We start from the raw sequence: 25,132 nt of genomic DNA, 5'->3' as shown, positions 1-25,132 counted from the left end.
GAGAACGTCCCGGAGGAAGATCCACGATGCGTACCCCGCTCACCGTCGCCGCCGTCGCCGCCACCGGTCTGCTGCTCGTCGGCGGGGGCACCGCCCTCGCGCTCGGGCACGGCGGACCCACCGAGCTCACCGCGCAGCCGGTCGCCGCGGTCGCCCCGGCGTCGTCCGGTGGTCCCGCCCCGACGACGGGTGTCGTCCCGCCCGAGCTCCCCGTCCCCGCCGCGGAGCGGGCCCCGGCCGGCGCCGCCGTCGACCGTGCGGCCGCGGAGCGCATCGCCCTCGACGCCGCCGGGGCGGGCCGGGTCACCGACGTCGAGTTCGACCGCGCCGACGACGACCGCGACGACCGCGACGACCGGCACGACGACCGCGACCACTGGGAGATCGAGATCCGGGACGGCGGCACCGAGCACGACGTCGACGTCGACGCCGCGACCGGCGCCGTCCTCGACCACGACGTCGACCGCGACGACCGCCACGACGACGACCGGGACGACGACTGATCCGGCACCCGGCCGGGGCGGACCGTCAGGACGCCCCGGCCGTCCGGTCGGCGGCGGCCAGCGCGGTCGCCCGTAGCATCACCCGGTCCTCCGGTGCCGCGACGACGTCGAGCAGCTCGGCGAGCGTGTGGCACAGCGTGATGTAGCCGCTGACGGTCGACACCGTCCAGCCGTGGTCGAACGCCCGCACGTGCACCCCGCGGACGACGTCGTTCACCGCCCGCGCCACCGCCGTCCGGCGACGCGGGCCCACCAGCCGGATCTCGTCCGGGTCGGGCACCGGCTCCGGGCGGGCCGGGCGCGGCCGGCCCAGCCAGGGGTTGGGCTCGCTCATCCGGCCACCAGCGACGAGTACGACGGCCGGTCCGGTGCCGCATCCGCCGCGAGCAGGGCGTGCACGACGGCCCGCGCCGTGACGTCGGCCGCCGCGGCCTGCAGCTCGAAGGTCCCGGCCACGTCGGGTGCCGGGCCGGTGCCGGTCGCCAGGCCGAACGCGCAGTCGCCGTCCCGGAGGGTGTGCACGGGATGGATGGAGCGGGCGAGGCCGTCGTGCGCCATCGTCGCGAGCCGGGCGCAGCCCGGCTTGTCCAGTGCGGCGTCGGTCGCGAGCACCACCAGCGTGGTCGCCGTGCCGAGCGGGTTGACGTGCCCCTCGTACAGCTCGGCGACACGGTCCGCGGGGGCCGGGGCCCCGGGGAACTCGCCGGGCAGCCCGTAGCGGGCACCGAACGGGACGCCGGTCGCCGGGTCCACCGCCGTCCCCGCCGAGTTCAGCACCACCAGCGCGGCGACGGTCGCGCCGGAGCCGAGGACCGCGGACGCCGTGCCGATCCCGCCGCGCAGGCCACCCGCCACGGCCCCCGTCCCGGCACCGACCGAGCCCTGCCCGACCGGGCCGTCGTGGGCGGCGTCGTAGGCGGCCGCGCCGGTCTCCGCGGTCGGCCGGGCGGCCGGGTCACCACCGCGTCCGAGGTCGAAGACCACCGCCGCCGGGACGATCGGGACCACCGCGCCCGGCACCGGGAAGCCCTCGCCGTCGCGTTCCAGGCGGGCCATCACACCGGACGCCGCGTCGAGGCCGAACGCGCTCCCGCCGGACAACGTGATCGCGTGCACCCGCTGCACGGTGGCGGTCGGCAGCAGCAGGTCGGTCTCGCGCGTCCCGGGCGCGGCCCCGCGGACGTCCGCCCCGGCCACCGCCCCGCCGGGCGGCGCGAGCACCACGGTGCTGCCGCTCCGGGCGCCCGGCCCGGTCAGGGCGGCGTGCCCGACCCGCAGCCCGGTCACGTCGGTCAGTCCGTTGCCCGTTCCCGCGCGCACCGCACCATCCTCCCCGGACGCCCGGCCCCGCGCAGCCGCACACCCGGGTACCGACGCAGCGCGGGCCGGTCCCCGTGGGGGAACCGGCCCGCGTGCGTCGTCGGAGGCGTGCGAGGACTCAGTCCTCCGAGCCGCCGCTACGGGCCCGCCGGACGATCAGGAAGATCAGCGCGAGCAGGCCGAGCCCGCCCAGCACCGGCGCGAGCCGCTTGAGCACCGGGGCGCCTGCCGAGTCGAGCAGGTCGATGGCCTCGACCGGGTTGCTCTGCGGGCGGGCCACGGGCGCCGGCGTGGCCGCCTTCGCCTGCTCACCCGGGCCCGGCGGGACGGCCGGGATCGGGCCGGTCTCGTCGGCCGCGTGCTTCGGCCCCGCGCCGTTCGACGACGCGCCGCCGCCGGTCAGCTTGTCCGCCACGCACGACGAGAACTGACCGATGATCTTGTCGGCGACGTCGGAGATGACCCCGCGGCCGAACTGCGCCGGCCGGCCGGTGACGGTCATGTCGGTGACCATCGTGACCGAGGTCTTGTCCGGGCCGTCGGCGACCATCGTCCCGGTCACGATCGCCTTCGCGGTGCCGTTGCCGCGGGCGTCGCGGCCGGACGCGTCGATGACGACCTTGTGGTTGGCGTCGTCGCGCTCGACGTAGGTGCCCTTGCCCTTGTAGGTCAACGAGATCGGGCCGAGCTTGACCTTCACCGTGCCCTGGAACGAGTCACCCTCGTACTCGGTGAGGGTGGCCCCCGGGAAGCACGGCGCGATGAGCTCCGGGTCGTTGAGCGCCTTCCAGGCGTCCTCGATCGGCGCCGCGATCGTGAACTTGTTCTCCAGCTGCATCTTCTCTCACTGCCTCCAGTCAGGCGGGAAACGACAGGGGCGCCCGTCCGGGAGGTCCCGGACAGGCGCCCCTTCCCGAGCTTCGTCGGTCCTCAGCCGGCGGCGGCCAGCACGGCCCGCCCGGTGAGCACCTTCGCCAGGTGCTCACGGTAGTCGGCCGCGGCGTCCGCGTCACTCGGAGCGGAGGTGCCCTCGGTGGCGTGTCCGGCTGCCGCCTTCGCGACGTCCGGACCTGCCGCCTGCCCCACCAGCGCCCGCTCGACACCGGTCGCCCGGATCGGGACGTTGCCCATGTTCGTCAGACCCACCCGGGCCTCCGAGATGGTGCCGCCGTCCACCTTGAGCGCGACGGCGACGGCCACCATCGACCACGCCTGCGCGACCCGGTTGAACTTCTCGTAGTGCGTCTTCCAGCCGGTGTACTTCGGGAACCGGATCATGGTGAGGATCTCGCCCTCGCCGATCGCGGTGGTGAAGTAGTCCTGGAAGAACTCCGTGGCAGGCACCAGCCGGGTCCCGCCCTGCCCGAGGATGACGAACTCGGCGTCCAGGGCGAGCGCCGCGGCACCCAGGTCACCCGCCGGGTCGGCGTGCGCGAGCGCGCCGCCCAGCGTGCCGCGGTGCCGGACCTGCGGGTCCGCGACCGTCTCGGTGGCCTGCGAGATCAGCTCGACGTGCTTCTTGACCAGGTCGTTGCGCATGACCTCGTGGTGCGTGGCCATCGCGCCGACCATGACGTACTGGTCGTCCTCGCCGATCCGCTTGAGCTCGGGGATCCCGCCGAGGTCGACGACCGTGGACGGCGCCGCCATCCGCAGCCGCAGGACCGGCAGCAGGCTCTGCCCGCCGGCCAGGATCTTGGCGTCCTCGCCGGCCTGCTGCAGCGCGGTCACGGCCTCCTCGACGGAGCCGGGCCGGACGTAGTCGAACTTCGCCGGGATCACTGGACCTCTCCCTTGGGGTTGTTCGGGTCGATCGAACCCAGGCCGGCACCCGGCGAGTGGGTGTCGCTCGGGGTCTCCTGGGCCGCGTGGCCCTTCGCGACCTGCAGCGCGCGCCAGACCCGCTGCGACGTCGTCGGCATCTCGATCTCGTCCACACCGAGGTGCCGGATCGCGTCGAGCACGCCGTTGACGATCGCCGGGGTGGAGGCGATGGTGCCCGCCTCCCCGACGCCCTTCACCCCGAGCGGGTTGGTGGTCGACGGGGTCGACACCGTCTCGGTGGTGAAGCTCGGCAGGTCCGCCGCCGACGGCAGCGTGTAGTCGACGAACGTGGCGTTCACCAGGGTGCCCTGGTCGTCGTAGTTCGCCTCCTCGAACAGCGCCTGCGCGATGCCCTGGGCGAGGCCGCCGTGCACCTGGCCCTCGACGATCAGCGGGTTGATGACGTTCCCGATGTCGTCGACGCAGACGTACTTGCGCAGGGTGACCCGGCCGGTGTCGGTGTCGACCTCCATGGCGCACAGGTGCGTGCCGTGCGGGAAGGAGAAGTTCTCCGGGTCGAACACGGCGTCCGAGTCCAGCGACGGCTCCATGCCCTCCGGGTAGTCGTGCGCCATGAAGGTGGCGAACGCGATCTCCTGGATGGCCTTGCCCTTGTCGGTGCCCTTGACCGTGAACTGGCCGTTCGCGAACTCGAGGTCGTCCTCGGACGCCTCGAGCAGGTGCGCGGCGATCTTCCGGGCCTTCTCGATGACCTTGTCGGCCGCGTTGACGATCGCGACACCGCCGACGACCAGCGAGCGCGAGCCGTAGGTGTCGAGGCCCTTCGGCGCGACCTGGGTGTCCCCGTGCAGGATCTCGACGTCGTCGAACCCGACGCCCAGCTTGTCCGCGACGATCTGGGAGAACGCCGTCTCGTGGCCCTGGCCGTGGGCGGAGGCACCGGTGGTGACCTCGACCTTGCCGGTGGCCAGCATCCGGATGCTCGCGGCCTCCCAGCCGCCGGCGCCGTAGTCCAGCGAGCCGAGCACGCGCGACGGCGCGAGGCCGCACATCTCGGTGAAGGTCGAGATGCCGATGCCCAGCTGCACCGGGTCGCCCGACTTGCGCCGCTCCTCCTGCTCACGGCGCAGACCGGCGTAGTCGAACAGCTCCATCGCGCGCTGCGTGGCCTGCTCGTAGTTGCCGGTGTCGTAGGTCAGGCCCACGACGGTGTCGAACGGGAACTCCTCGTGCTTGATCCAGTTCTGCTCGCGGAGCTCCATCGGGTCCCGGCCGAGCTCGACGGCGAGCTCGTCCATCATCCGCTCGATGCCGAAGGTGGCCTCCGGACGGCCGGCGCCGCGGTAGGCGTCGGTGAGCGTCTTGTTGGTGAAGACGTTGGAGCAGGTGAAGCGCAGCGCCGGGATCTTGTAGATCGCGTTGAACATGAACGCGCCGAGGATCGGCACACCGGGCCCGACCAGGCCCAGGTAGGCGCCCATGTCGGCGTAGAGGTGGACGTCGAAGCCGGTGATGGTGCCGTCCTTCTTGGCGGTCATCACCAGGTCCTGGATCTGGTCCCGGGCGTGGTGCGCGGTGAGCATGCACTCGCTGCGGGTCTCGGTCCACTTGACCGGCTTGTTCAGCTTCTGCGCGAGCAGCACGCAGAGCATCTCCTCGGGCAGCACACCGATCTTGCCGCCGAAACCGCCGCCGACGTCCGGGGCGATCACGCGCAGCTTCGACTCGGGGACCCCGAGGGTCACCGTGGTCATGGTGCGGAGGATGTGCGGTACCTGGGTCGCGGCCCAGATGGTCAGCTGCTCGCCGGTCGGGTCCACGACGCAGGAGCGGGGCTCCATGAACGCCGGGATGAGCCGCTGCTGGCGGAACCGGCGGCGGACGACGATCTGGTCGTCGTCGGCCTCGGCGGTCGTGATCGCATCGGTGACGCTCGCACCGGTGCCGACCTCGCCGGAGTCGAAGACCCAGGTGGCGGAGACGTTGGTGCCGAGGTCCGGGTGCACCAGCTCCGCGCCGTCCTGGGCGGCGGCCTCCATGTCGAGGACCGGGTCGAGCGGCTCGTAGTCGATCTCGACGAGCTCGGCGGCGTCCCGCGCCGCGGCGGCCGACCGTGCGACGACGACGGCCACGCCCTCACCCGAGAAGTTCACCCGCCCGACGGCGAGCGCGGGGCGCTGCGGGGCCTTCTGGTCCGGGGTGATCGGCCATGCGCAGGGCATGCCGACCTCCTCGGCACCCAGGTCGGCCGCGGTGTAGACGCCGAAGACGCCCGGGGCCTTCTCGGCCTCGGACTTGTCGATGGAGGTGATCGTGGCGCGCGCGATCGTCGAGCGGACGACGGCGATGTGCACGGTCCCCGGCGGGGTGATCGAGTCGGTGTAGCGGGACCGGCCGGTGATCAGGCGCTGGTCCTCCTTGCGGACCCGGGCCCTGCCGATCTCGCCGGTGGTGGTGGGTTCGGCGGTCGTCGTCAACTCAGTTCCCTCCCGCGACCGGGGCGGCGCTCTGGCCGGCCGGCTGCGCGGCGCCCGGCTTCATGGTCTGCGCCGCGCTCTGCACCGCCCGCACGATGTTCTGGTAGCCCGTGCAGCGGCAGAGGTTGCCCTCGATGCCCTCACGGACCTCGTCCTCGGACGGGTCGGGGTTGTCCCCGAGCAGGTCCACCGCGGCCATGATCATTCCCGGCGTGCAGTAGCCGCACTGCAGGCCGTGGCACTCGCGGAACGCCTCCTGCACCGGGTGCAGGTTCCCGTCCCGGGCGAGGCCCTCGATGGTGGTGACCTCGCTGCCGTCGGCCTGGACGGCGAGGACCGAACAGGACTTCACGCTCTGCCCGTTCAGATGGACGGTGCAGGCACCACAGTTGCTGGTGTCGCAGCCGATCAGCGTCCCCGTCTTGCCCAGCGTCTCCCTCAGGTACTGCGCGAGCAACATGCGGGGCTCGACGTCGTCGGCGTAGTTCACGCCGTCGACGGTGACCCGGACCTCTGTCATGAACTCTCACTCCTCGTACGCGACCCGCACTGGGCCGCGCGGGGTCTACCGGGGACTTCGTTCGAGGTGCGCCGCTGCGGTCGCGACCGACGGTGGCGCGCCTGGCTGCCGACACCGTGTCGTGTGGCAGCGCCCACATCACACTCCCGATCTTCCTGGGTGGCAAGAAGAACGGAGCGGGCCCGACGGCCGGCCGTGCGGCGTGTCGGGTGCGTGACCGGGGCCACTCGGAGCCACTGTCCGCAACCGCGGGGTGGATCATCGGAACGGACCGCAGACACGGATCCGTGACACAACACAAATCACTCGTTCAGACCAACCCGGACGGAGTGGTCCGGTCTTGACGAGTCAGGTCAGCCTAACCTAGGTCACCGGCCCGGGAGCCGGTGCCTCACCGGCGGGATCCGGGGCCCGCCGGGCGCAGCGGAGCGGTGGTCCGCCTGCGCCACGCGCCCCACCAGAGACCGGCCCCGTAGGCCAGGTCATCGAGCCGGTGTGCGACCAGGTGCAGGGCGAACGGCACCCGCACGCGCGGGTCGCGGTCACGGTGCGTCCACCAGTCCGCCACGCCCTCCGCCAGCGCCGCCACCGCCACGGCCCGGCGGGCGCGCGCCGAGAACGGCAGCGCGAGCGCGGCGACCGGCCAGAAGTGCCGGGTCAGCGCCGACGCCGTCTGCGCCAGCGCCCCCCACAGCCCGAGCCCGGTGAGCCGGGCGGCGCTGCGCCGCGGACGGTCCAGCCGGGTCAGCTTCCGGGACAGCCGCTCGGTGGCCAGCACCGTCACGACGCCCGCGACGGCCGTCGCCCCGCGACGCTGGGCGAGCAGCAGCAGGCACACCGCGGCCGTCCAGGGCGAGAGCACCACCGGCGGGACCGCGCCCGGGTGCCGCTGCGCCAGCGGGGCCGCGCCGGTGCCGTAGAAGGCCTTGCGGCGCAGCCACTCCCCCGGACGCGTGCGGTGGTCGTGGGCGACCCGTGACTGCGGTTCGAAGCGCATCGCCCAGCCCGCGCGGTGCAGCCGCAGCACCAGGTCGACGTCCTCGGCGACGTGCATGTCCGGATCGAACGCACCACCGGCACCCGCGACCGCCTCGGCCCGCACGAGCATCGCCGCGCTCGGCACGTAGGCGACCCGCGAGCGGGGCACGACCAGCGCCGGGTCCGGCCCCAGGTCCAGCGACGACCGGACGGCCTCGTAGCGCCCGACCGTCCCGCGCAGGCCGGAGCCGCGCTCGGGGTCGAGCGCGACGATCCGCGGGGCGACGAGCCCGACCGCGGGATCGGCCAGGTGCGCGAGCAGCGGTTCCAGCCAGCCCGGCTCGGGGACGACGTCGGAGTCGACGAACACGACGAACGGGGTGCGGGCCGCCGCGAGGCCGGCGTTGCGGGCGGCGGCGGGGCCCTGCGGCGTGGCGTGCCGGACGACCCGCCCGCCCGCGGCCTCGACGTCGCGCCGCAGCGGACCGGGCTCCGTCGACCCGTCGTCGACGACGACCAGCCCGCCGGGTGCCCCCGGACCTGCACCGACCGGACCGAGCGCGGCGAGCAACCGGTCCAGCGGCCGGTCCTTCACGGGGACGACGACGGTCACCGCGGCCGCCGTGTGCCCCCCGGACGCCGGGCCGGCCCCGGCCACGGGGTGGGCGAGACCCGCGTCGAGCAGGGTCCGGGCGAGCGCCCGGTGCGTCGGCGAGGCGACCTCCAGGATCCCGCCCGGCGGGGGCAGCAGCTCCCGGGCCCGCGCCGACAGGTGCACCAGCCGGGGCGGGGCGCCGCCGAGCAGCGCCGCGCCGCCGTCGATCCGCCGGGTCCGCCGGTCGAGCAGCACCCGGAACCCGTCCGGGAGACGCCGGTCCGCGGGCCCGCCCCCCTCGGCGGGGGCACCGGGGGGCGTGGTCTCGGAGCGGGCGGCGGTGGTCACCGGCCGAGCGTTCCATCCCCGCCGCCACCGAGTCGATACTCCCCGGACCGTGGTCCCGTCCGGGCGGCACACTCGTCGTCATGCCGGATCTCCTGCCCCGCTACGGCACCGCGACGCTGGCCGACGTCCTCCCCGCCCTGCTGCACGCGATCGGCTCGCCGCTCGACGAACGGCCGCCGGCGTTCGCGCTGCCGCCCGCACGGGCAGCCGTCCTGCTGCTGGTCGACGGGCTGGGCCACGAGCTGCTCCGCGCGCACGCCGCCGACGCCCCGGTCCTCGCCGGCCTCGCCGACGCGGGACCCCTGACCGTCGGGTTCCCGTCGACCACACCGATCAGCCTCACCTCGCTCGGGACCGGCCTGCCCCCGGGCGCGCACGGGACGCTGGGGCTGTCGTTCCGGGTCGGCGGCGAGCTGCTCGACGCGCTGGGCTGGTCGGTCGCCCGGAAGGACCGCCGCGACGACCTCGTCCCCGAGCGGGTGCAGCCGGAGCCGACCGCGCTGGAGCGGGCCGCGGCGGCGGGCGTCGCGGTGCGGACGGTGTCGCCACGGGCGTTCCGCACGTCCGGGCTGACCCGGTCCGGGCTGCGCGGCGGGGAGTACCGCGGGGTGGCGGCGCTGGGCGACCTCGCCGCGGAGATCGTGGACGGCGCGGCCGGGCCGGGCCCGCGGCTGGTCTACGGCTACCACGCCGATCTCGACGCCCTCGGGCACGTGTACGGCCCGGGCACCCCGGCCTGGCGCTGGCAGCTGCGCCAGATCGACGCGCTGCTCGGGATGCTGGTCGAGGCATTGCCCGCCGGGACGCTGCTGGCCGTCACCGGCGACCACGGGATGGTCACCGTGGACCGGCTCGTCGACGCCGACGAGCGGCCCGAGCTGCGGTCGGGCGTCGCCCTGCTCGGGGGTGATCCCCGGGCCCGGCACGTCTACACCGAGCCGGGCGCTGCCGGCGACGTGCTGGCCGCCTGGCGGGCGGTCCTCGGCGAGGACGCGTGGGTGGCGTCCCGGGACGAGGCGGTCGCCGAGGGCTGGTTCGGCCCGGTCGGCGAGCGGGTGCGGGACCGGATCGGGGACGTCGTCGTGGCGCTGCGCGGGACGGCCGCGGTGGTGCGCTCGGAGGCCGAGCCGTACCTGTCGTCGTTCCCCGGACAGCACGGGTCCTTCACCGCGGACGAGCAGCTGGTCCCGCTGCTCGTGCACTCCTGACCGCGGGGCCTACCGGGCGGGGACGCGCAGGCGCCCGGTCTCCGGGTCCGGGTCCCAGGCGTCGATCGCGGCCGACGCCGCGTCGACGATCGCGGTGAGCACCCGCCCGCCCTCGGCGGCCGACGCGCCCGACGGGTCGCCCAGCACCCCGTTCGGGCTGACCGCGGCGACGCCGCCCGCGCGCAGCTCGCCGATCACCTCGCGCAGCGGCCGGGTGTCCCCGGCGGCCGCGTGCTCCCGGCGGACCAGCGCGGGATCGACGTGCTCCAGCAGCGACGTCTCGTACCGGCCGGCGTGCGCGTCGAGCGGGACCCCCGGGACGGGCGCGGAGCACGGCAGCCAGGCCGCGTCGCGGCCCTCGTAGCGCAGGAGCGTGACGGCCGACCGCAGCGCCGCGACGTTCCCGCCGTGCCCGTTGACCAGCACCAGCCGCGACGCCCACCGGCAGGCCGAGCGACCGTACTCGACCAGCACGGTGCGCAGCGCCTCCTCCCCGATCGACACCGTGCCGGGGAACCCCTCGTGCTCACCGGCCGCCCCGTAGGCCAGTGCGGGGGCGAGCACGAGCTCCGGGTCGGCGTCGTGCAGCGCGGCCGCGAGTACCGACGCGAAGAGCGTGTCGGTACCCAGGGGGAGGTGCGGCCCGTGCTGCTCGACCGACCCCACCGGGACGACGACGGTGGGCGCCCGGCCGGTCAGCTCGGTCCAGGTCAGGTCGGCGAGCAGCATGGTGACAGCGTCCCCCGTCAGCGTCCGGCCCCGCGCAGCGCGGTCAGTGCCAGTACGACGACACCCGCCAGCAGTCCCGCGCCGACCAGTCCGACGGCGCCGACACCGGTGGTGAACGCCGTGCGCGCGGCGGCGAGCAGGGCCTCCCCGGCCGCGGGCGGCAGGTCCGCGGCGGCCGTCACCGCCCCGGCCATGCCCTCCCCGGCCCGCTCCGCCACGTCCGCCGGCAGCCCGCCGGGGAGCACCAGGCGTCCGGTGTAGACGGCGGTGAGCACGCTGCCCGTCACCGCGACGCCCAGCGCCACCCCGAGCTCGCCCGCGGTCTCCGAGATCGACGCCGCCGACCCGGCCCGCGCGCTCGGCACCGACCCGATCACCAGGTCGGTGGCGATCACCCCGATCGGGCTCAGGCCGAGCACCGTCCCGGTGACGGACGCGACGAGCGCGACCGGGCCGGCGCCCGCACCGGCCAGCCCGACGACCAGCGAACCGGCGGCGGCGATCCCGGCCGAGGCCGCCACGACCGGGGAGACCCCGAAGCGGCGGGTCAGCGCCGGGGTCAGCAGCGACCCGGCCACCGTGGCGAGCGCCAGCGGCAGCATCCACACGCCGGCGACCAGCGGGGAGGCCCCCGCCACCAGCTGCAGGTACTGCGGGAGCACGAAGAACAACCCGTTGACCGCGAGCAGCGAGACCAGCAGCACCGACACCGCCGCGGTGAAGGCCGGCCGGGTGAACAGCGCGACGTCGAGCAGCGGGTCGGCCAGCCGGCGCTGGCGGCGGACGAACACCGTCCCCGCCGTCGTGCCGGCGACGGCCGCGACGAGCACGGTCGCACTCGGCCCGTAGGCCGCGAGGTTCTTGACCGCGAGGACGAGCGGCAACATCGCCGCGAGCGAGAGCGCGACGCTGACGGCGTCGATCCGGCCGTCCCCGGAGCCGCGCTCCTCCGGCAGCAGGCGCGGCCCCAGCACGAGCAGCAGCAGCATGGCGGGCACGCCGACCAGGAACACCGACCCCCACCAGAACGCCTCGACCAGGGCGCCGCCGACCAGCGGCCCGAGTGCGGCGCCGACGGAGAACGTCGTCATCCACACCGCGACCGCGAACCGGCGCTGGACCGGGTCGGGGAACATCGTCGAGATCAGCCCGAGGGTGGACGGCATCAGGGTCGCCCCGGCGACGCCCAGCAGGGCCCGGGCGGCGATCAGCAGCTCCGCGGTCGGGGCGAACGCGGCCAGCACGGAGGCGACGGCGAACGCGGCGCCGCCGATCAGCAGCAGCCTGCGGCGGCCGATCCGGTCGCCGAGCGTGCCCATCGTGATGAGGAACCCGGCGATCAGGAAGCCGTAGATGTCGAGGATCCACAGCTGCTGGGTGGCCGAGGGCTGCAGGTCCGCGGTCAGGGCGGGCGCGGCGAGGTAGAGGACGCTGACGTCGAGCGCCAGCACGAGGAGGGGCAGGGCGAGGACGGCGAGGCCGACCCACTCCCGTGGCCCGGCGCGGTCGGGGGTCGTCCGTGGATCGGTCTGCATGGCGACGACGCTAGGAACTGGACCTGACTTCAGGTCAAGACCGCGTCTCCCTCCCGGATCGCGGCGTCCATCCGCCGCGGGGCCAGGGCGTCACCGATGCGGTACACCGGCACGGGCCCGCCGGTGAGCGCCGTCCACAGGGTCCCACACGGCACCGACGACGACGCCGTGACGACGGCCGCGACCTCCCGCTGCTCGGTCCGGACGGTCGGGTGGTGCAGCAGCTCGACGGCCACGCCCCCGCCGGCGCCGGAGACGCCGAGCACCGCACGGTCGGTGCTGCAGCGGATCCCGGCGGTGTGCGCGCGGCGGCGGAACCCCTCGCGGTCGAGGGTGAGCCCGAGGTCCTGGCCGACGACCAGCGCGGCGGTGACGATCTCGACGTCGTGCCCGCGGGCCGCCAGCAGCTCGGCGGTCGAGGTGGCGTGGTGGAAGCCCAGCTCGTCGACGACGAGGACCGGGCCGCCGGGCAGCCGGGCCCCGGCGAGGACGTCGTCGACCGGGACGGTCAGCCGCTCCGGGTCCCAGGCCGGGACGGACGGCCGGGAGCCGGTCGCGAGGACGACGGCGTCCGGGCCCCGGTCGGCGACGAACCCGGCGTCCACGGTGGTCCCGAACCGGATCCCGGCCCCGGCGTCCCGGGCCGCCCGGAGCAGGTCGGTGACGACGTGGCCCAGCTCGCCGCGGCCGGGGGCGGTCGCGGCGAGGGCCAGCCGGCCGCCGGGGGCGTCGGTGCGCTCGGCCAGCAGGACACGGTGGCCCCGCCCGGCCAGCGCACCCGCGGCGGAGAGACCGGCCGGGCCCGCCCCGACGACGAGCACCCGCGCCGGGTCCCCCACCCTCCTCGCGCGCCGCGGGCGCACCCCCTCGCGTCCGGCCGCGGGGTTCACCGCGCACCCGAGAGGCAGGTTGAGCCCGACCCGGCCGATGCACTCCTGGTTGCAGCCGACGCAGCGGCGCACCGGGCGTCCGGCCAGGGCCTTCGCGGCGAAGTCCGGGTCGGCGATCTGCCCGCGGGCGACGCCGACGAGGTCGCACTCGCCGCGCGCCACCGCGTCCGCGGCCTGGGCGGGCGTGGTGAACCGGCCGACGCCGACGACCGGGACGTCCGACCCCGCCTCGCGGACGGCGCGGCGCAGCGTCGCGGCGAGGTGCCCGGCGTACCCGGACGGTGTGTGCATCGACGGCTCGATCAGGTGCAGCGTCGAGGTCGCGACGCCGACCGAGGTGGTGAGGTGGTCGACCGCGCCGGTCGCGACGAGCCGCCGGGCGAGGTCGGCGCCGTCGCCGGGGGAGATCCCGCCGGGGACGCGCTCGTCGGCGCCGATCCGCAGGCCCAGCACCGGGTCCGGGCCGATCGCCGCACGGACGGCGGCGACGACGTCGAGCACGATCCGTGCCCGGCGGGCACGGTCGCCGCCCCACGCGTCGGTCCGCCGGTTCGTCGCCGGGGACAGGAACAGGCGCAGCAGCGAGGCGTGCGAGCACTGGATCTCGACGCCGTCGAACCCGCCGGCGACGCAGCGGGCCGCGACGTCGGCGAACCCGGCGACGATCCCGGCGATCCCCGCGGCGTCGAGCTCCCGGGGCACCTCGCGGAACATCGGGTCGGGCAGCGCCGACGGGCCGACGACGGCCTCCCGCGAGTACATCCCCGAGCCCTGCGCGCCGTTGTGGTTGAGCTGGGCGAGCACGACCGCGCCGTGCGCCTTCACGGCGTCGGTGATCCGCCGGTAGCCGGGGAGGACCGACGGGTCGTGCCCCCGGATCAGGCGCTCGTAGGGCCGGTCGTCCGGGAGGACGGCGTGCTCCTCGGTGATCACCAGTCCGGCGCCGCCCGCGGCCCGGGCCGCGTAGTAGGCGGCGTGCCGGGCGGACGGCAGCCCGTCCTCGGCGAAACCGGTGAGGTGGGCGGTGAAGACGATCCGGTTCCGCAGCTCGCGCCGCCCGAGCCGCAACGGCACACCGAGCCCCCCGGAACCCCGCTCACCTCCCCCGCCCCGCCCGGCCGGACGCCCGTCGATCAGCACGTCCCGGCCCTCGCGGGGGCCGGGACGTGCGCCCCGATCCCGTGCGAACGCGACGCGGCGGCCCTCCCGGACCGCCTCCGTCAGGGTGCGGGGGGCGACCCGGTCGCCGGCGGTCGCGCGGCCGGGGGCGTCCGGGACGCTGCGGTCCGGCAGCCGCGCCCCGCAGTCGACGACGGCCGCGCACGGCACCGCGGTGACCGCGCCGGTGTGCACGTCGACCAGCTCGGCGACGCCGTCACGGACGGCACGGAGCTCGGTGAACAGGGCCCGGGTCACGCCGGCCCGCTCCAGCCGCGTGTTCGCCGGGGCCATGTCCCCGCAACGCCCGAGCTGGTGCCCCGCGACGGCGTCCGGTGTGGACAGGGTGACGGGGTGGCCCGCCGCCGCGAGCAGCTCCGCGACCCCCGGTCCGGTCCAGTCCCCGAGCGGATCGCGCACCAGGACCGGCGCGTCCCGCGGGACCGGCAGGACGGCGCCGGAGGCGAGATCGGCGGCGGCGACGACCGGGACGTCGGAGTCGAACTCCGGCGGCGCCGCGCGGGAGCCGGTGGCCAGCACCACGGCGGCGCCGAGCGCCTCGGCCGCGCGGACGGCGTCGTCGTCCAGGCCGGACCGGAGCTCGACCCGGACACCGAGCCGGTCCAGCTCGGCCGACCACCACGCCACCGGCAGCGCCAGCCGCTCCCGCCCGGGCAGCGCGGCGGCGGCGTGCAGGAGGCCACCGAGCCGGTCCGAGCGTTCGTGCAGCGTCACGGGGTGCCCGCGCAGCGCGAGGGTCCGCGCCGCCTCGAGCCCGGCCGGCCCGCCCCCGACGACGAGCACCCGCCGCGCGGGCTCGCTCTCCGGCCCCGGAGCCGGGCCGTTCCCGCCCGGCCCGCCGGCCGTCCCCGGGCCGCCCGCGGTCGTCCCGGTCGCGGGGGGCGTCCCGGTCGCCGGGATCGCCGGGGTCATCGCGGTCGCGGGGGGCGTCGCGGTCGCCGGGGGCCCGGCTCGGCCGGTGCGGGGGTCCGGCTCGGTGCGTTCGTGGCCGGACCGGGGTTCCAGCTCGTCGCCGACCACCGGGTTGCGCGGGTCCCGCGCCGCGGCGAGCGCGTTCGTGAGCAGGCACGGCCGGATCCGCTCCGGCGTCCCCGCGCGGGCCAGTGCGACGAGCCCGGGATCGGCGATCTGCGCTCTCGTCATCTCGACGAGATCGGCGTCACCGCAGGTCAGAACGTCCTCGGCGAGCTCCGTCGACGCGACGCTCCCGGCCAGCACGACCGGCACCACCCCCTCCACAGCTCTGCGCACCCGGGCGCACCGGTCCCGCAGGAACGCCTCGGGGGTGTGCAGGTCCGGCCGCGTCGCACCGGGCGACAGCCCGCTGCCGGCGACCGGGACGAGCAGGTCCACCGCCGGCGCGACGGCACGGGCGAGCGCGACGCCGTCGTCCGGGGTGATCCCCGCCCACGGGGCGAGCTCGTCGACGCACAGCCGCAGCGCCAGCAGCGGTCCGGGCCCCATCGCGTCGCGGACCGCGGCGAGCACCTCCCGCAGCAGCAACGACCGGTCGGAGCCGTACCGGTCGGTGCGGTGGTCGGTGAGCCCGGAGCAGAACTGGCGGAGCAGCGAGTGCTGCCCGGCGGAGATCTCCACACCGTCCACACCACTGTCCACAGCGGACCGAGCGGCGTCGGCGAACCCGCGGACGACCGCGTCGATCTCCGGGGTGTCCATCGCGACCGGGGTCTCCCGGGACACGACGTCCGGGACCGCGGACGGCGCCCACAGCGGGTGCCCGGAGTGCGCGGAGGTGCCCTGCCCACCGGCGTGGGCGAGTCCGGCGAGCACCAGCGCCCCGTACGGCCGGCACGCCGCGACGACCGCGGCCCACCCGGGCCCGGCCGGCACAGCGCCCCGCCCCGCGCGAACCGGATCGTGACTCGGCGCTACCGGGCCCGGGCCTCGCCGCGCCGCTACGGGGCCCGGCACCGCCTCCGGGACGGGCACCGGACCGTCCGTGCCCGGATCACCCTCGCCGAGAAGCAGTTCGGTGTCGGCGTAGAGCCCGCCGCCGACGCTGATCTGCATCTCGGCGGGATCCGGCCCGGACGAGGACGAGAACGGGGACGCCGACGCGGGACCCGGCGCAGAGCGCGGTCGGGCCCCGGGCACCGGATCGACCGGGACCGGGACCGGGACCGGGACCGGGACCGGGAACGCCGCGGGCGCGTAGGCGTAGGGATGGTCCGAGGCGTGCACCGACGCCGGCTCGACCACGATCAGCCCGGCGCCCCCGGCGGCCCGGGCCGCGTAGTAGGCGACGTGGTCGTCGGTGATCTCCCGGGCGGTGTTGCCGAGGTTCGTCTCGTGCGGCCCGAACAGCACACGCGACGGGGCCCGCCGACCGCGCAGGTCGACGGGCCCCGTCAGCAGGCTCGTGGTCAGCTCCCCGCGACCGGCGCGGCGGCCGGCTCGGACTCCGGCGTCGGCGTGAACCCGGCGAGCGGGCTCTCGTCACACGCCCGGTCCGGCCGGCGCGGCGGCGGGGCCAGGGACAGCATCGTCGGCTGCTTGGGCTCCCGGGAGTTCCGCGGCGCCGACCGGGAGTGGTCGACGTCGGACTTCGGGATCACGGTCTCGGAGTTGCGCGCCGCGAGCATCTGCTCGCCGTAGCCCTGCACACACTCCGGGTCCGGGCCGTCGAGCGGCAGCCCGGTGAAGAACTTGGCCGCCATGCAGCCGCCCTGGCAGGAGTCGTAGTGCTGGCACGACGCGCAGGCCCCGCCGGTCTGCGGCTGGCGCAGCTCGGTGAACAGGTCCGAGTGCTCCCAGACCTCCTTGAAGCCGCCCTCGTCGCGGACGTTGCCCGCCAGGAAGTTCTCGTGGATCGCGAACGGGCAGGCGTAGACGTCGCCGACCGGGTCGATCAGGCAGACCACGCGCCCCGCGCCGCACAGGTTCAGCCCGGGGAGGGCGTCGCCGTAGGCCGAGAGGTGGAAGAACGAGTCACCGGTCAGGACCTGGTCGCCGTGCGCGACCAGCCAGTCGTAGAGCTGCTTCTGCTGGGCCTGGGTCGGGTGCAGCTCGTCCCAGACGTCGGCACCGCGGCCGGACGGGCGCAGCCGGGTGATCCGCAGCTGGGCGCCGTACTTGTCGGCGATGGCCTTGAAGTCGTCGAGCTGGTCGACGTTCTCCCGGGTCATGACGACCGAGATCTTCGGCGCCTGGAAGCCCGCCTCGGCGAGGTTCTCCAGCGCGGTGATCGCGGTGTCGAAGGAACCGGGGCCGCGGACGTAGTCGTTGACCTCGGCGGTCGCGCCGTCCATCGAGATCTGGATGTCGACGTAGTCGGTCGCGGCCAGCTGGGCGGCGCGGGCCTTGTCGAGCTTGACGCCGTTGGTGGAGAACTTGACCCCGACGTCGTGCGCGATGGCGTAGTCGAGCAGCTCCCAGAAGTCCGGGCGCACGGTCGGCTCGCCGCCGCCGATGTTGATGTAGAAGACCTGCATCCGCTGCAGCTCGTCGATCACCGCCTTGGCCTCGGCGGTGGTCAGTTCACGCGGGTCACGGCGCCCGGAGCTCGACAGGCAGTGCACACACGCGAGGTTGCACGCGTAGGTGAGCTCCCAGGTCAGGCAGATGGGCGAGTTGAGGCCGTACTGGAAGTGGTCGACCAGCTTCACGGGCACCCCTTTGTGGTGGTCGGCGGGCTCTAGCGGGCGACGATGGTCCGGGACTGCAGCAGCCCGGCGAGTGCCTTCAGGTAGGCCTCGTGCTGGGCGGCGGGCACGCCGGCCGCCTCGACGGCGGACCGGGCGTCGGGCTGGTCGGCCAGCCCGCGCACCACCTCGACCAGCTGGACGGTCTTCAGGAACGACAGCTTGCGGGTCGTGAAGTCGTACACCAGGGCACCGAAGGGCTCGGGGCGCAGCGAGACGCTCTCGCTGAGGCGGTACGGCGCCGCGGGGTCGAACGACCCCGCGGCCCCGTCCGAGCTCGGGCTCGGTACCGCGGTGTCGAGCGGCTTAGTAGACACCGCACATGCCGTCGATGGAGACCTCTTCGACGAGGGTCTCCTCGACCAGGGCGTCCTCGTTCTGGTGCTCGCTCATGGGCTACCTCCGCAGGGATCGACTCTCGGCGAGAGAGGTGACGAACCGCCCCCGCCGGCCGGCGGTGGCAGCGAGATCGACGCTATTGGCACCCGGTGCCGGAATGCAAGGACCTCCTCGGACGCCCGTCCGTTCGGAGGGGAGGCATGCTGGCGGTCATGACGGTCGACGGCGCTGACTCCCCTGCCCTGCTGCATCTCTGCACCCCCGCCGAGCGCACCTCCTACGAGCTCGTCGGCGAGATCGCCCCGGCCTCGCTCGACGAGGTGGGCTTCGTCCACCTGTCCACTCCCGACCAGGTCGCGCTGCCCGCACAGCGGCTGTTCCCGGGCCGGACCGATCTCGTCCTGCTCGTCCTGTCCCCCGCCGCGATCGCCGACGCCGGCATCGAGGTCCGGTGGGAGCCCGGCGTCCCGGGCGACCCGGAGGCGATGCGCTTCCCGCACGCGTACGGCGCCGTCCCGGCGTCCGCGGTGCGCGCCGTCGTGCCCTACCCGCCGGGGCCGGACGGGTTCACCGCGCCCGAGATCCCCTGATCGACGGCGCCCTCCCCTCCGTCCGGAGGGGACTCCTGCCCCGGCGAACGGCCGGGTGGTCAGGTACCCATCCGTAGCTGTTGCAGATTGCTGGCAATAGCCATGGTTGTGCTCGTCCGCAACGCCAACGAGGCCGTCGAGGAGAGCCAATGGCCATCGAGCTCAACCAGATCTGGGACTTCCCGATCAAGGAGTTCCACCCGTTCCCGCGGGCGCTCCTGGGGGTCGGCGCGCACGACATCCTGGGTGTCGAGGCGAAGAACCTCGGCATGACGCGCGTCCTGTTCGTCACGTCCGGGCTGCGCGGCTCCGGGATCATCGAGGAGCTCAAGGGCAAGGTCGAGTACCAGGGCGTCGACGTCGTCGTCTACGACCAGGTCGAGTCCAATCCCAAGGACTACAACTGCATGGACGCCGCCGCGCTCTACACGAGCGAGAAGTGCGACGGCATCATCTCGATCGGCGGCGGCTCGTCGCACGACGCCGCCAAGGGTGCGCGCGTCGTCATCGCGCACGACGGGCGGAACATCAACGAGTTCGAGGGTTTCTCGAAGTCCACGAACATGGAGAACCCGCCGCACATCGCGGTCTCCACCACCGCAGGGACCGGGTCCGAGACCTCGTGGGCGTACGTCATCACGAACACGTCGGACATGGACAACCCGAAGAAGTGGGTCGGGTTCGACGACGCCGTCGTCACCACCCTGGCCCTCGACGACCCGCTGCTGTACTACAGCTGCCCGCAGCACTTCACCGCGTACTGCGGGTTCGACGTGCTGGCCCACGGCTCCGAACCGTTCGTGTCGCGGCTGGACTTCGAGCCGTCGCTGGGCAACGCGCTGTACTCGATCGAGCTGGTCGGCCAGTACCTGCGCGAGGCGACCTACGAGCCGCGCAACCTGCAGGCCCGCTCGAAGATGATGCACGCCCAGTACATCGCCGCACAGGCGTTCAACTCGGGTGGCCTCGGCCTGGTGCACTCCACGTCGCACGCGGTGTCGGCGTTCTTCGACACCCACCACGGCCTGAACAACGCCATCGCCCTGCCCCGCGTGTGGGAGTACAACCTGCCCTCGCGCTACGAGCGGTACGCCAAGATCGCGACCGCGCTGGGCGTCGACACCCGGAACATGACCACCGTCCAGGCCGCCGACGCCGCGGTCGAGGAGGCCATCCGGCTGTCCAAGGACGTCGGCATCCCGGACAACTTCGGCGTGCTGCAGTCCGACAGCTACGACAAGAACCGGATGAACACCGGCAAGTACGCCGGCCGCGGGGACACGATCCCCACCGACGACAAGACGATCCGCAGCATCGCCGAGCACATGATGGGCGACTACTGCACGCCGGGTAACCCCCGCGAGTGCACCGTCGACGCGCTGGTGCCGCTGGTCGACCACGCCTTCAACAAGTCCTACTAGGACGCGGTTCGGACCCGCCGCCGCGCCCGGATCAGCCCCCGGGCGCGGCGGCGGCCTGTCCCGACCGTCACGAGACGCTTCTGCGCAGTGCAGCGAGGAGAACGGTGTTCGAGAGCCCCGAGACGCTGACCGAGGCCCTGGCCGGCGAGAACTACGTCATCGACCCCGAGTTCGCGGTGGTGGTGCACCTGGCCACCGCCCTGGAGCGGCCCCTCCTGCTGGAGGGCCCGGCCGGCGTCGGCAAGACCGAGCTGGCCAAGTCGCTGGCCGCCGCGGCGGGCCGGACGCTGATCCGGTTGCAGTGCTACGAGGGTCTCGACGACGGCCGCGCCCTCTACGAGTGGGACTACGGCAAGCAGCTCATGCACGTCCAGATGCTCCGCGACCGGATCGGCGAGCTGCTCGCGGGCACCGCGACGATGGCCGAGGCGTCGGCCCGGCTGCAGGCCGAGGACACCGGCCTCTACACGGAGCACTTCCTCTCCGCCCGCCCGCTGCTCGAGGCCGTGCTCTCCCCCGAGCCCGTGGTGCTGCTCGTCGACGAGGTCGACCGCACCGAGGAGTCGATGGAGGCGCTGCTGCTGGAGGTGCTCGCCGAACGGCAGGTGACCGTCCCCGAGATCGGCACCTTCACCGCGCGTTCGGCGCCGTGGGTCGTGCTGACCTCCAACGACACCCGCGAGCTGTCGCCCGCCCTGAAACGACGCTGCCTCCACTACCAGGTCGGCTTCCCGACCCCCGAGCGCGAGACCGAGATCGTGTCCCGCCGCGCCCCCGAGGTCGCCGCCGACGTCGTCACCGACGTGGTCGAGCTGGCCCGGCGGCTGCGCGAGTTCCCGCTGCGCAAGTCCCCGTCGATCTCCGAGGTCGTCGACGCCTCCCGCGCCGCCGCCGTGCTCGGCCTCGAATCCGGCGGTGAGCTGGAGAAGGTGCGGTCCTCGCTGCTCGCGGCGCTGCTGAAGTACGGCTCCGACCGCGAGCTGGCCGTGCGGCGCCTCGACGGCGCCGGGGTCGCGGACGAGGTGGGGGCGGCCGACGACGCGGGCTGGGTGAGCCGCTCGTCGCGGCCCGCGGACACGACGTCCGGCGCGTTCGGCAAGGGTCGCGCCACCTCCACCGGGAGCCGGGCCGCGACCGACCGGAACCGCCGGGGCCGCCGGTGAGCACGGCGGACGGGCACGCGGAGAGACTCCTCTCGGTGCTCTCCGCCGCCTTCACCCGGGTACTGCGGGCCCAGCGGGTGGCGGTCTCCCCCGCCGAGGCGATCGAGGTCCGGCGGGTACTGGCCATGATCGGCGCCACCGACACCGCGCGGCTGCGGGCCGGGCTGCGCGCCGTCACCGTCAAGTACTCCTACGAGCGCGCCGGGTTCGAGCGGGCCTTCGACGCCTTCTTCGGTCTGCTCCCCGAACCCGCGGGCGACGGGTCCGCGAGCGGCGGGCCCGGACTCCGCGGGCCGGGCGCCGAGGGTCTGCCCACCGACCTGGATCTCACCGAGGACGACGACCCGCTCGGCCGCTACGCCGACTACGACCCGAACGTGGCCGATGTCGGGGACATGCTCGACGCCGACGAGCAGGAGAAGGGCTTCAACCCGCACCGCGACGACGACGACGTGTCGCTGGGCGGGTCGGACTCCGAGCTCTCGGTGTCCTCCGGGGAGGACAGGGGCCGCCGCGGGACGACCTACACCGTGGATCTCGAGCGAGCGGGCGCCGCGGTCGGCAAGGAGCTGACATCGGGGGCCACGACGCAGGTCTCCGGCGAGATCTCCTTCGACGACCCGGAGGCGATCCTGGCCTGGCTCGCCGCGTACGACCCACACGCCGTCTACACCGACGGTCCCGAGGGCGAGGAGCTCTCGGAGGTCCAGCTCGGCACTCTCGTCGAGGCCATCGCCGAGTTCGTGACCCAGCTCGCCGAGCGGGTCGAGGCCGGCGAGGGCGAACGACCCGACCCCGCGATCGACGGCACCGACGGCGCCGACCGGCTGGACTCCGCCGACATGCAGCAGGCCTGCCACGAGCTGCTGCACCGCATGCGCGGCGCACCACGACGGGTCCCGCGCGAGCACGCCCACGGCCCGCTCGACGTGCGGCACACGGTGCGGCGCAGCATGCGCAGCGACGGCGTGCCGTTCCACCTGCTGCACCGTGCGAAGGTCCCGGACCGGGTCCGGCTGCTGGTGATCGCGGACGTCTCGCTGTCGGTCCGGTCGATCACCGCGTTCGTGCTGCGGCTGGCGCGGACACTGCACCGGCAGGCGTTCCGCTGCCGGGTGCTGGCCTACGTGGACTCACCGGTCGAGGTGACCGAGCTCCTGCTGCGCGCGCACGACGACCACGCCCTGGCCGCGGTCCTCGCGGCACCGGGCATCGACCTGGACGCCACCAGCGACTACGGCCGGGTGTTCACCGAGCTGAACGAGAACTTCGCCGACGCCGTCGACCACCGCACCGCCGTGCTGTTCGTCGGCGACGGCCGCTCCAACGGCCTGCCCCCGGGCACCGAGGAGCTGCGGACCCTGGCACGGCGTGCCTTCCGGGTCGGCTGGATCACCCCGGAACCCGGGCGCTACTGGAACCAGGCGTCGTGCGCGATGGAGGAGTACTCGGAGATCGTCGACCACGTGCTGGTCGCGAAGGACGCCGACGACCTGCTCGCCGGGGCGGGGGAGCTGGGTCACGCGCTGTCGCGCCCGTGAGTGGAAAACAGGGTCAGGGCCGTGTTTTCCACTCACGAGTCGCGGAGCGACCGGCGTGGGATGTCCGGACCGGTGGCGCCGGCGGCGTCGCGGGGCATCCGCCGGGCAAAGGTCACGACGGTGTCCGCCAGCTCGGCCAGCCGGTCTCGGACGCCGTCGTCGGTCAGCTCTCCGCCCGCGAAGTGGGTGTTGTTGGCGTACACCGCACCCGGCGCCGCCCAGGCGCGGAAGAAGCCGACCAGCGGTTTGAGCTCGTGCTCGATCGCGAGGAAGTGGTGGTCGGTGCCGCCGGTCGCGACCAGGCCGACCGGCTTGCCAGCGAGCGCGTCGTTGGGCAGCACGTCGAACAGGTTCTTCAACCGGCCCGTGTAGCCGCCCCGGTACATCGGCGTGCCGATGACCAGGGCGTCCGCGGCGACGACGCGGTCGATCACCGCACGGGTGTCGCCGGTGTAGCCGGCGGGGTCCCGGCCGTCGGAGAACACGACGTCGTGGTCGCGCAGGTGCAGCAGGCCGGCGTCGACGTCGTCGTGTCCCGCGGCCCGGGCGACCGCGATCTCGAGGAGCAGAGCCGTCTTCGACGGGGTGGAGGGGCTGCCGGAGATCGCCAGGAGGTCCATCCCGGGCACCCTAACCGCGAGGGCGTTCGGCACCCTGGTGCCGTGCCCCTGAGCCGACGCTCGTTCCTGCGTGCCACCGGCGCCGCCGCGGCGCTGGCCGGGATCCCCGCCCTCGCCGCGTGCGGCGCCCCGGCCGACGCCGGCGCCCCGCGCCTGACCGTGGCGTTCGCCGGTGCCGGACCGCTGCCGGTGACCGACCCGCACCAGGTGTGGCGGCCGGTCGACCGGGCGCGTGCGGCGGCCGTGGCGGACACGCTGCTGGTGTGGGGCCAGGACATGCGGCCGGAGCCGCACCTGGCCGCGTCGGTGGAGCCGGACCGCACCGGGAGGCGGTGGCGGGTCCGGATGCGGGAGGCGACCGCGCACGACGGCAGGCCGCTCACCGCGGCCGACGCGCTCGCGTCGTTCCGCCGGATCGCCGCCCCCGCGACCGGGGCGACCGCGGCCCCGCTGCTGGCGAACGTCGACCTCACCGCGAGCCGGGTGGTCTCGCCGACCGAGCTGGAGTTCGTCCTGCGGACCCCGGACTTCCAGTTCCCGCTGGTCCTGGGCGCGCCGGGGACCGGGATCGTCCGCGACGGCCGCGGCGGGACCCCGGTCGGCACCGGCGCGTTCCGGGTCGGGGACACCCCGGCCGTCCTCCTCCGGCACGACGGGCACTGGCTGGGCGCGGCCCTGTCCCCCGAGCTCGAGTTCCTCGTGGACGACGACGAGGAGAACCGCTACCAGTCGCTGCTCGACGGGTACGTCGCCTACGCCCACGACCTCTTCCCGCACAGCGTGCGGCGGATCCTCGGCCGCACCGGGACGGGCGTCGTCTCGACCCCGGCCTCGGCCACCCGGTTCCTGGAGCTGGGCACCGGCCCGGCGCGGGCCACCGGGCGGGCCGATCTCGGCGGTCCGGACGACGACGGTCCCGCGCTCGCCGTGCCACCGGAGGGCGCCGACCCGTTCGGCGATCCGCGGCTGCGGGAGGCGGTGCGGCTCGGCATCGACCGCGACGAGCTGGTGCGGAAGGTCCTGCTCGATCTCGGCTCCCCCGGCGACGACCTGTTCGGGACCGGGCTCGCGCACCATCCCGACCGCGTCCCGCCGGTCGCCCGCGACGTCGACCGGGCCCGGGAGCTCGTCACCGCGGCCGGGGCGTACGGAGCGACCGTCGGGCTGGTGTTCGACCCGCTCGATCCGCTCTCCCGCCCGGCCGCGACGGTCGTCGCCGAGCAGCTGGAGACGATCGGTCTGGTCGCCGAACCCCGCGAACCGGATCCGGCGGGTGCCGAGCCGGTCCCGGGCATCCGGTTCCGCCGGGTGCCGGCCCAGCCGGTCCCGCTGTACCTGCGCGCGGTCGCCGCCGGCGGGCAGGACCCGATCCCCGTTCCGGTCGCGGACGACGCCCCGGCAGCACCGGAGGCACCGACGCCCGGGACGGCCCGCGCCGACGTGACGGAGCTGCTCGTCACCGCCGCCCGGACACCCGACGAGCGCACCCGCGACACCGCCCTGCGCCGCTCCCAGGTGCTGGTGCGCGACGCGGCGACGGTCTGGTCGGTGGGCGACGAGCACGTCGGCATCTCCGCCGACCTGACGGGTGTCGAGCCCGCCCGGCCGGACACCGGGACCTGGGCCCGCTTCCACCGCGTCCGCCTGGGCTGACCGCGGGCCGGCAGGACCGGTCCTTGCACCCGGCCATCGCCCGTGATCCTGTTCAGGTGATCAGGCGAGAGCGGGG

21 protein-coding genes are annotated in these 25,132 nt (G+C 74.8%); 7 read left to right on the top strand and 14 right to left on the bottom strand.

Annotated features, from left to right (window positions below; all coding sequences use genetic code 11):
- Positions 1-26: 26 nt before the first annotated feature.
- Positions 27-503 (top strand): PepSY domain-containing protein, encoded by a 477-nt coding sequence (locus PP1_RS19495; protein ID WP_075314764.1) that lies wholly within the window; start codon positions 27-29, stop codon positions 501-503.
- Positions 504-528: 25 nt separating this feature from the next.
- Here PP1_RS19495 and PP1_RS19490 read toward each other — a convergent pair whose 3' ends face one another.
- The 7 genes from PP1_RS19490 to mftF form a co-directional block, all read right to left on the bottom strand.
- Entirely contained in the window at positions 529-837 is a 309-nt protein-coding gene (locus PP1_RS19490) for a hypothetical protein (protein WP_010238827.1), read from the bottom strand.
- Positions 834-1,823, bottom strand: coding sequence for a P1 family peptidase (locus PP1_RS19485; RefSeq protein WP_075314766.1), 990 nt, complete (start codon positions 1,821-1,823; stop codon positions 834-836). The genes PP1_RS19490 and PP1_RS19485 overlap by 4 nt, the downstream gene beginning before the upstream one ends.
- Before the next feature lie 118 nt (positions 1,824-1,941).
- The gene (locus PP1_RS19480) at positions 1,942-2,661 is read right to left on the bottom strand and encodes an SRPBCC family protein (protein WP_010232658.1); all 720 of its coding nucleotides are present in this window, start codon (positions 2,659-2,661) and stop codon (positions 1,942-1,944) included.
- Between the two features lie 92 nt (positions 2,662-2,753).
- Positions 2,754-3,605: an FAD binding domain-containing protein gene (locus PP1_RS19475; protein WP_010232657.1), complete on the bottom strand. Its 852-nt coding sequence runs from the start codon at positions 3,603-3,605 to the stop codon at positions 2,754-2,756.
- Positions 3,602-6,085, bottom strand: coding sequence for a xanthine dehydrogenase family protein molybdopterin-binding subunit (locus PP1_RS19470; protein WP_010232656.1), 2,484 nt, complete (start codon positions 6,083-6,085; stop codon positions 3,602-3,604). Before PP1_RS19470 ends, PP1_RS19475 begins: the two co-directional genes overlap by 4 nt.
- A 1-nt stretch (position 6,086) precedes the next feature.
- Positions 6,087-6,605 carry a (2Fe-2S)-binding protein gene (locus tag PP1_RS19465; protein ID WP_010232655.1) on the bottom strand — a complete coding sequence of 173 codons (519 nt, stop codon included), beginning with the start codon at positions 6,603-6,605 and terminating at the stop codon, positions 6,087-6,089.
- 391 nt (positions 6,606-6,996) lie between these two features.
- On the bottom strand, positions 6,997-8,526 hold the full coding sequence (gene mftF / locus PP1_RS19460; protein WP_075314768.1) for a mycofactocin biosynthesis glycosyltransferase MftF: 1,530 nt from the start codon (positions 8,524-8,526) through the stop codon (positions 6,997-6,999).
- 80 nt (positions 8,527-8,606) lie between these two features.
- On the opposite strand from mftF, the gene PP1_RS19455 reads away from it, so the two are divergent.
- On the top strand, positions 8,607-9,734 hold the full coding sequence (locus PP1_RS19455; protein WP_010223831.1) for an alkaline phosphatase family protein: 1,128 nt from the start codon (positions 8,607-8,609) through the stop codon (positions 9,732-9,734).
- Positions 9,735-9,743: 9 nt separating this feature from the next.
- On the opposite strand, the gene mftE is transcribed toward PP1_RS19455, so the two are convergent.
- Genes mftE through mftA form a run of 6 tightly spaced genes read right to left on the bottom strand, consistent with a single transcriptional unit; the run spans position 9,744 to position 18,122 of the window.
- Complete coding sequence (gene mftE, locus PP1_RS19450; RefSeq protein WP_010223829.1) at positions 9,744-10,463, bottom strand: mycofactocin biosynthesis peptidyl-dipeptidase MftE; 720 nt, start codon at positions 10,461-10,463, stop codon at positions 9,744-9,746.
- 17 nt (positions 10,464-10,480) lie between these two features.
- A complete protein-coding gene (locus tag PP1_RS19445) occupies positions 10,481-11,998 on the bottom strand; it encodes an MFS transporter (RefSeq protein ID WP_010223827.1) in 1,518 nt (505 codons plus the stop codon).
- A gap of 29 nt (positions 11,999-12,027) precedes the next feature.
- Entirely contained in the window at positions 12,028-16,395 is a 4,368-nt protein-coding gene (locus tag PP1_RS19440) for a mycofactocin system FadH/OYE family oxidoreductase 2 (protein WP_249266055.1), read from the bottom strand.
- A gap of 56 nt (positions 16,396-16,451) precedes the next feature.
- The gene (gene mftC / locus PP1_RS19435) at positions 16,452-17,693 is read right to left on the bottom strand and encodes a mycofactocin radical SAM maturase (protein ID WP_010229643.1); all 1,242 of its coding nucleotides are present in this window, start codon (positions 17,691-17,693) and stop codon (positions 16,452-16,454) included.
- A gap of 29 nt (positions 17,694-17,722) precedes the next feature.
- On the bottom strand, positions 17,723-18,046 hold the full coding sequence (gene mftB, locus PP1_RS19430; RefSeq protein WP_010229645.1) for a mycofactocin biosynthesis chaperone MftB: 324 nt from the start codon (positions 18,044-18,046) through the stop codon (positions 17,723-17,725).
- Complete coding sequence (gene mftA / locus PP1_RS19425; protein ID WP_060574731.1) at positions 18,036-18,122, bottom strand: mycofactocin precursor MftA; 87 nt, start codon at positions 18,120-18,122, stop codon at positions 18,036-18,038. The genes mftB and mftA overlap by 11 nt, the downstream gene beginning before the upstream one ends.
- 158 nt (positions 18,123-18,280) lie before the next feature.
- Between mftA and PP1_RS19420 the strand changes: the two genes are divergently transcribed.
- The 4 genes from PP1_RS19420 (at position 18,281) to madC (ending at position 22,783) form a co-directional block, all read left to right on the top strand.
- Complete coding sequence (locus tag PP1_RS19420) at positions 18,281-18,658, top strand: DUF952 domain-containing protein (protein WP_029239511.1); 378 nt, start codon at positions 18,281-18,283, stop codon at positions 18,656-18,658.
- A 149-nt stretch (positions 18,659-18,807) separates the two neighbouring features.
- Entirely contained in the window at positions 18,808-20,079 is a 1,272-nt protein-coding gene (gene mdo / locus PP1_RS19415) for an NDMA-dependent methanol dehydrogenase (RefSeq protein ID WP_010229649.1), read from the top strand.
- Positions 20,080-20,183: 104 nt separating this feature from the next.
- A complete protein-coding gene (locus PP1_RS19410) occupies positions 20,184-21,242 on the top strand; it encodes a MadB family AAA-type ATPase (protein ID WP_010229651.1) in 1,059 nt (352 codons plus the stop codon).
- The gene (gene madC, locus PP1_RS19405; protein WP_010229652.1) at positions 21,239-22,783 is read left to right on the top strand and encodes a MadC family VWA domain-containing protein; all 1,545 of its coding nucleotides are present in this window, start codon (positions 21,239-21,241) and stop codon (positions 22,781-22,783) included. The genes PP1_RS19410 and madC overlap by 4 nt, the downstream gene beginning before the upstream one ends.
- A gap of 32 nt (positions 22,784-22,815) precedes the next feature.
- On the opposite strand, the gene PP1_RS19400 is transcribed toward madC, so the two are convergent.
- Positions 22,816-23,403 (bottom strand): NADPH-dependent FMN reductase, encoded by a 588-nt coding sequence (locus PP1_RS19400; RefSeq protein WP_010229654.1) that lies wholly within the window; start codon positions 23,401-23,403, stop codon positions 22,816-22,818.
- Between the two features lie 42 nt (positions 23,404-23,445).
- Between PP1_RS19400 and PP1_RS19395 the strand changes: the two genes are divergently transcribed.
- On the top strand, positions 23,446-25,056 hold the full coding sequence (locus tag PP1_RS19395) for an ABC transporter substrate-binding protein (RefSeq protein WP_075314770.1): 1,611 nt from the start codon (positions 23,446-23,448) through the stop codon (positions 25,054-25,056).
- Positions 25,057-25,132: the final 76 nt, after the last annotated feature.

Origin of the sequence: Pseudonocardia sp. P1 (assembly GCF_000178675.2) — a bacterium.
Taxonomy (GTDB): domain Bacteria; phylum Actinomycetota; class Actinomycetes; order Mycobacteriales; family Pseudonocardiaceae; genus Pseudonocardia.
The sequence above is the reverse complement of the archived record's forward strand: the minus strand, read 5'-3'. Positions and strand labels throughout refer to the sequence as shown.

What these genes read in the sequence shown, in the direction of transcription:
- PP1_RS19495 (WP_075314764.1), top strand. Translation starts at nt 27, where the DNA reads ATGCGTACCCCGCTCACCGTCGCCGCCGTCGCCGCCACCGGTCTGCTG.
- PP1_RS19490 (WP_010238827.1), bottom strand. Translation starts at nt 837, where the DNA reads ATGAGCGAGCCCAACCCCTGGCTGGGCCGGCCGCGCCCGGCCCGCCCG.
- PP1_RS19480 (WP_010232658.1), bottom strand. Translation starts at nt 2,661, where the DNA reads ATGCAGCTGGAGAACAAGTTCACGATCGCGGCGCCGATCGAGGACGCC.
- PP1_RS19465 (WP_010232655.1), bottom strand. Translation starts at nt 6,605, where the DNA reads ATGACAGAGGTCCGGGTCACCGTCGACGGCGTGAACTACGCCGACGAC.
- PP1_RS19455 (WP_010223831.1), top strand. Translation starts at nt 8,607, where the DNA reads ATGCCGGATCTCCTGCCCCGCTACGGCACCGCGACGCTGGCCGACGTC.
- mftE (WP_010223829.1), bottom strand. Translation starts at nt 10,463, where the DNA reads ATGCTGCTCGCCGACCTGACCTGGACCGAGCTGACCGGCCGGGCGCCC.
- PP1_RS19445 (WP_010223827.1), bottom strand. Translation starts at nt 11,998, where the DNA reads ATGCAGACCGATCCACGGACGACCCCCGACCGCGCCGGGCCACGGGAG.
- mftA (WP_060574731.1), bottom strand. Translation starts at nt 18,122, where the DNA reads ATGAGCGAGCACCAGAACGAGGACGCCCTGGTCGAGGAGACCCTCGTC.
- PP1_RS19420 (WP_029239511.1), top strand. Translation starts at nt 18,281, where the DNA reads ATGACGGTCGACGGCGCTGACTCCCCTGCCCTGCTGCATCTCTGCACC.
- mdo (WP_010229649.1), top strand. Translation starts at nt 18,808, where the DNA reads ATGGCCATCGAGCTCAACCAGATCTGGGACTTCCCGATCAAGGAGTTC.
- PP1_RS19400 (WP_010229654.1), bottom strand. Translation starts at nt 23,403, where the DNA reads ATGGACCTCCTGGCGATCTCCGGCAGCCCCTCCACCCCGTCGAAGACG.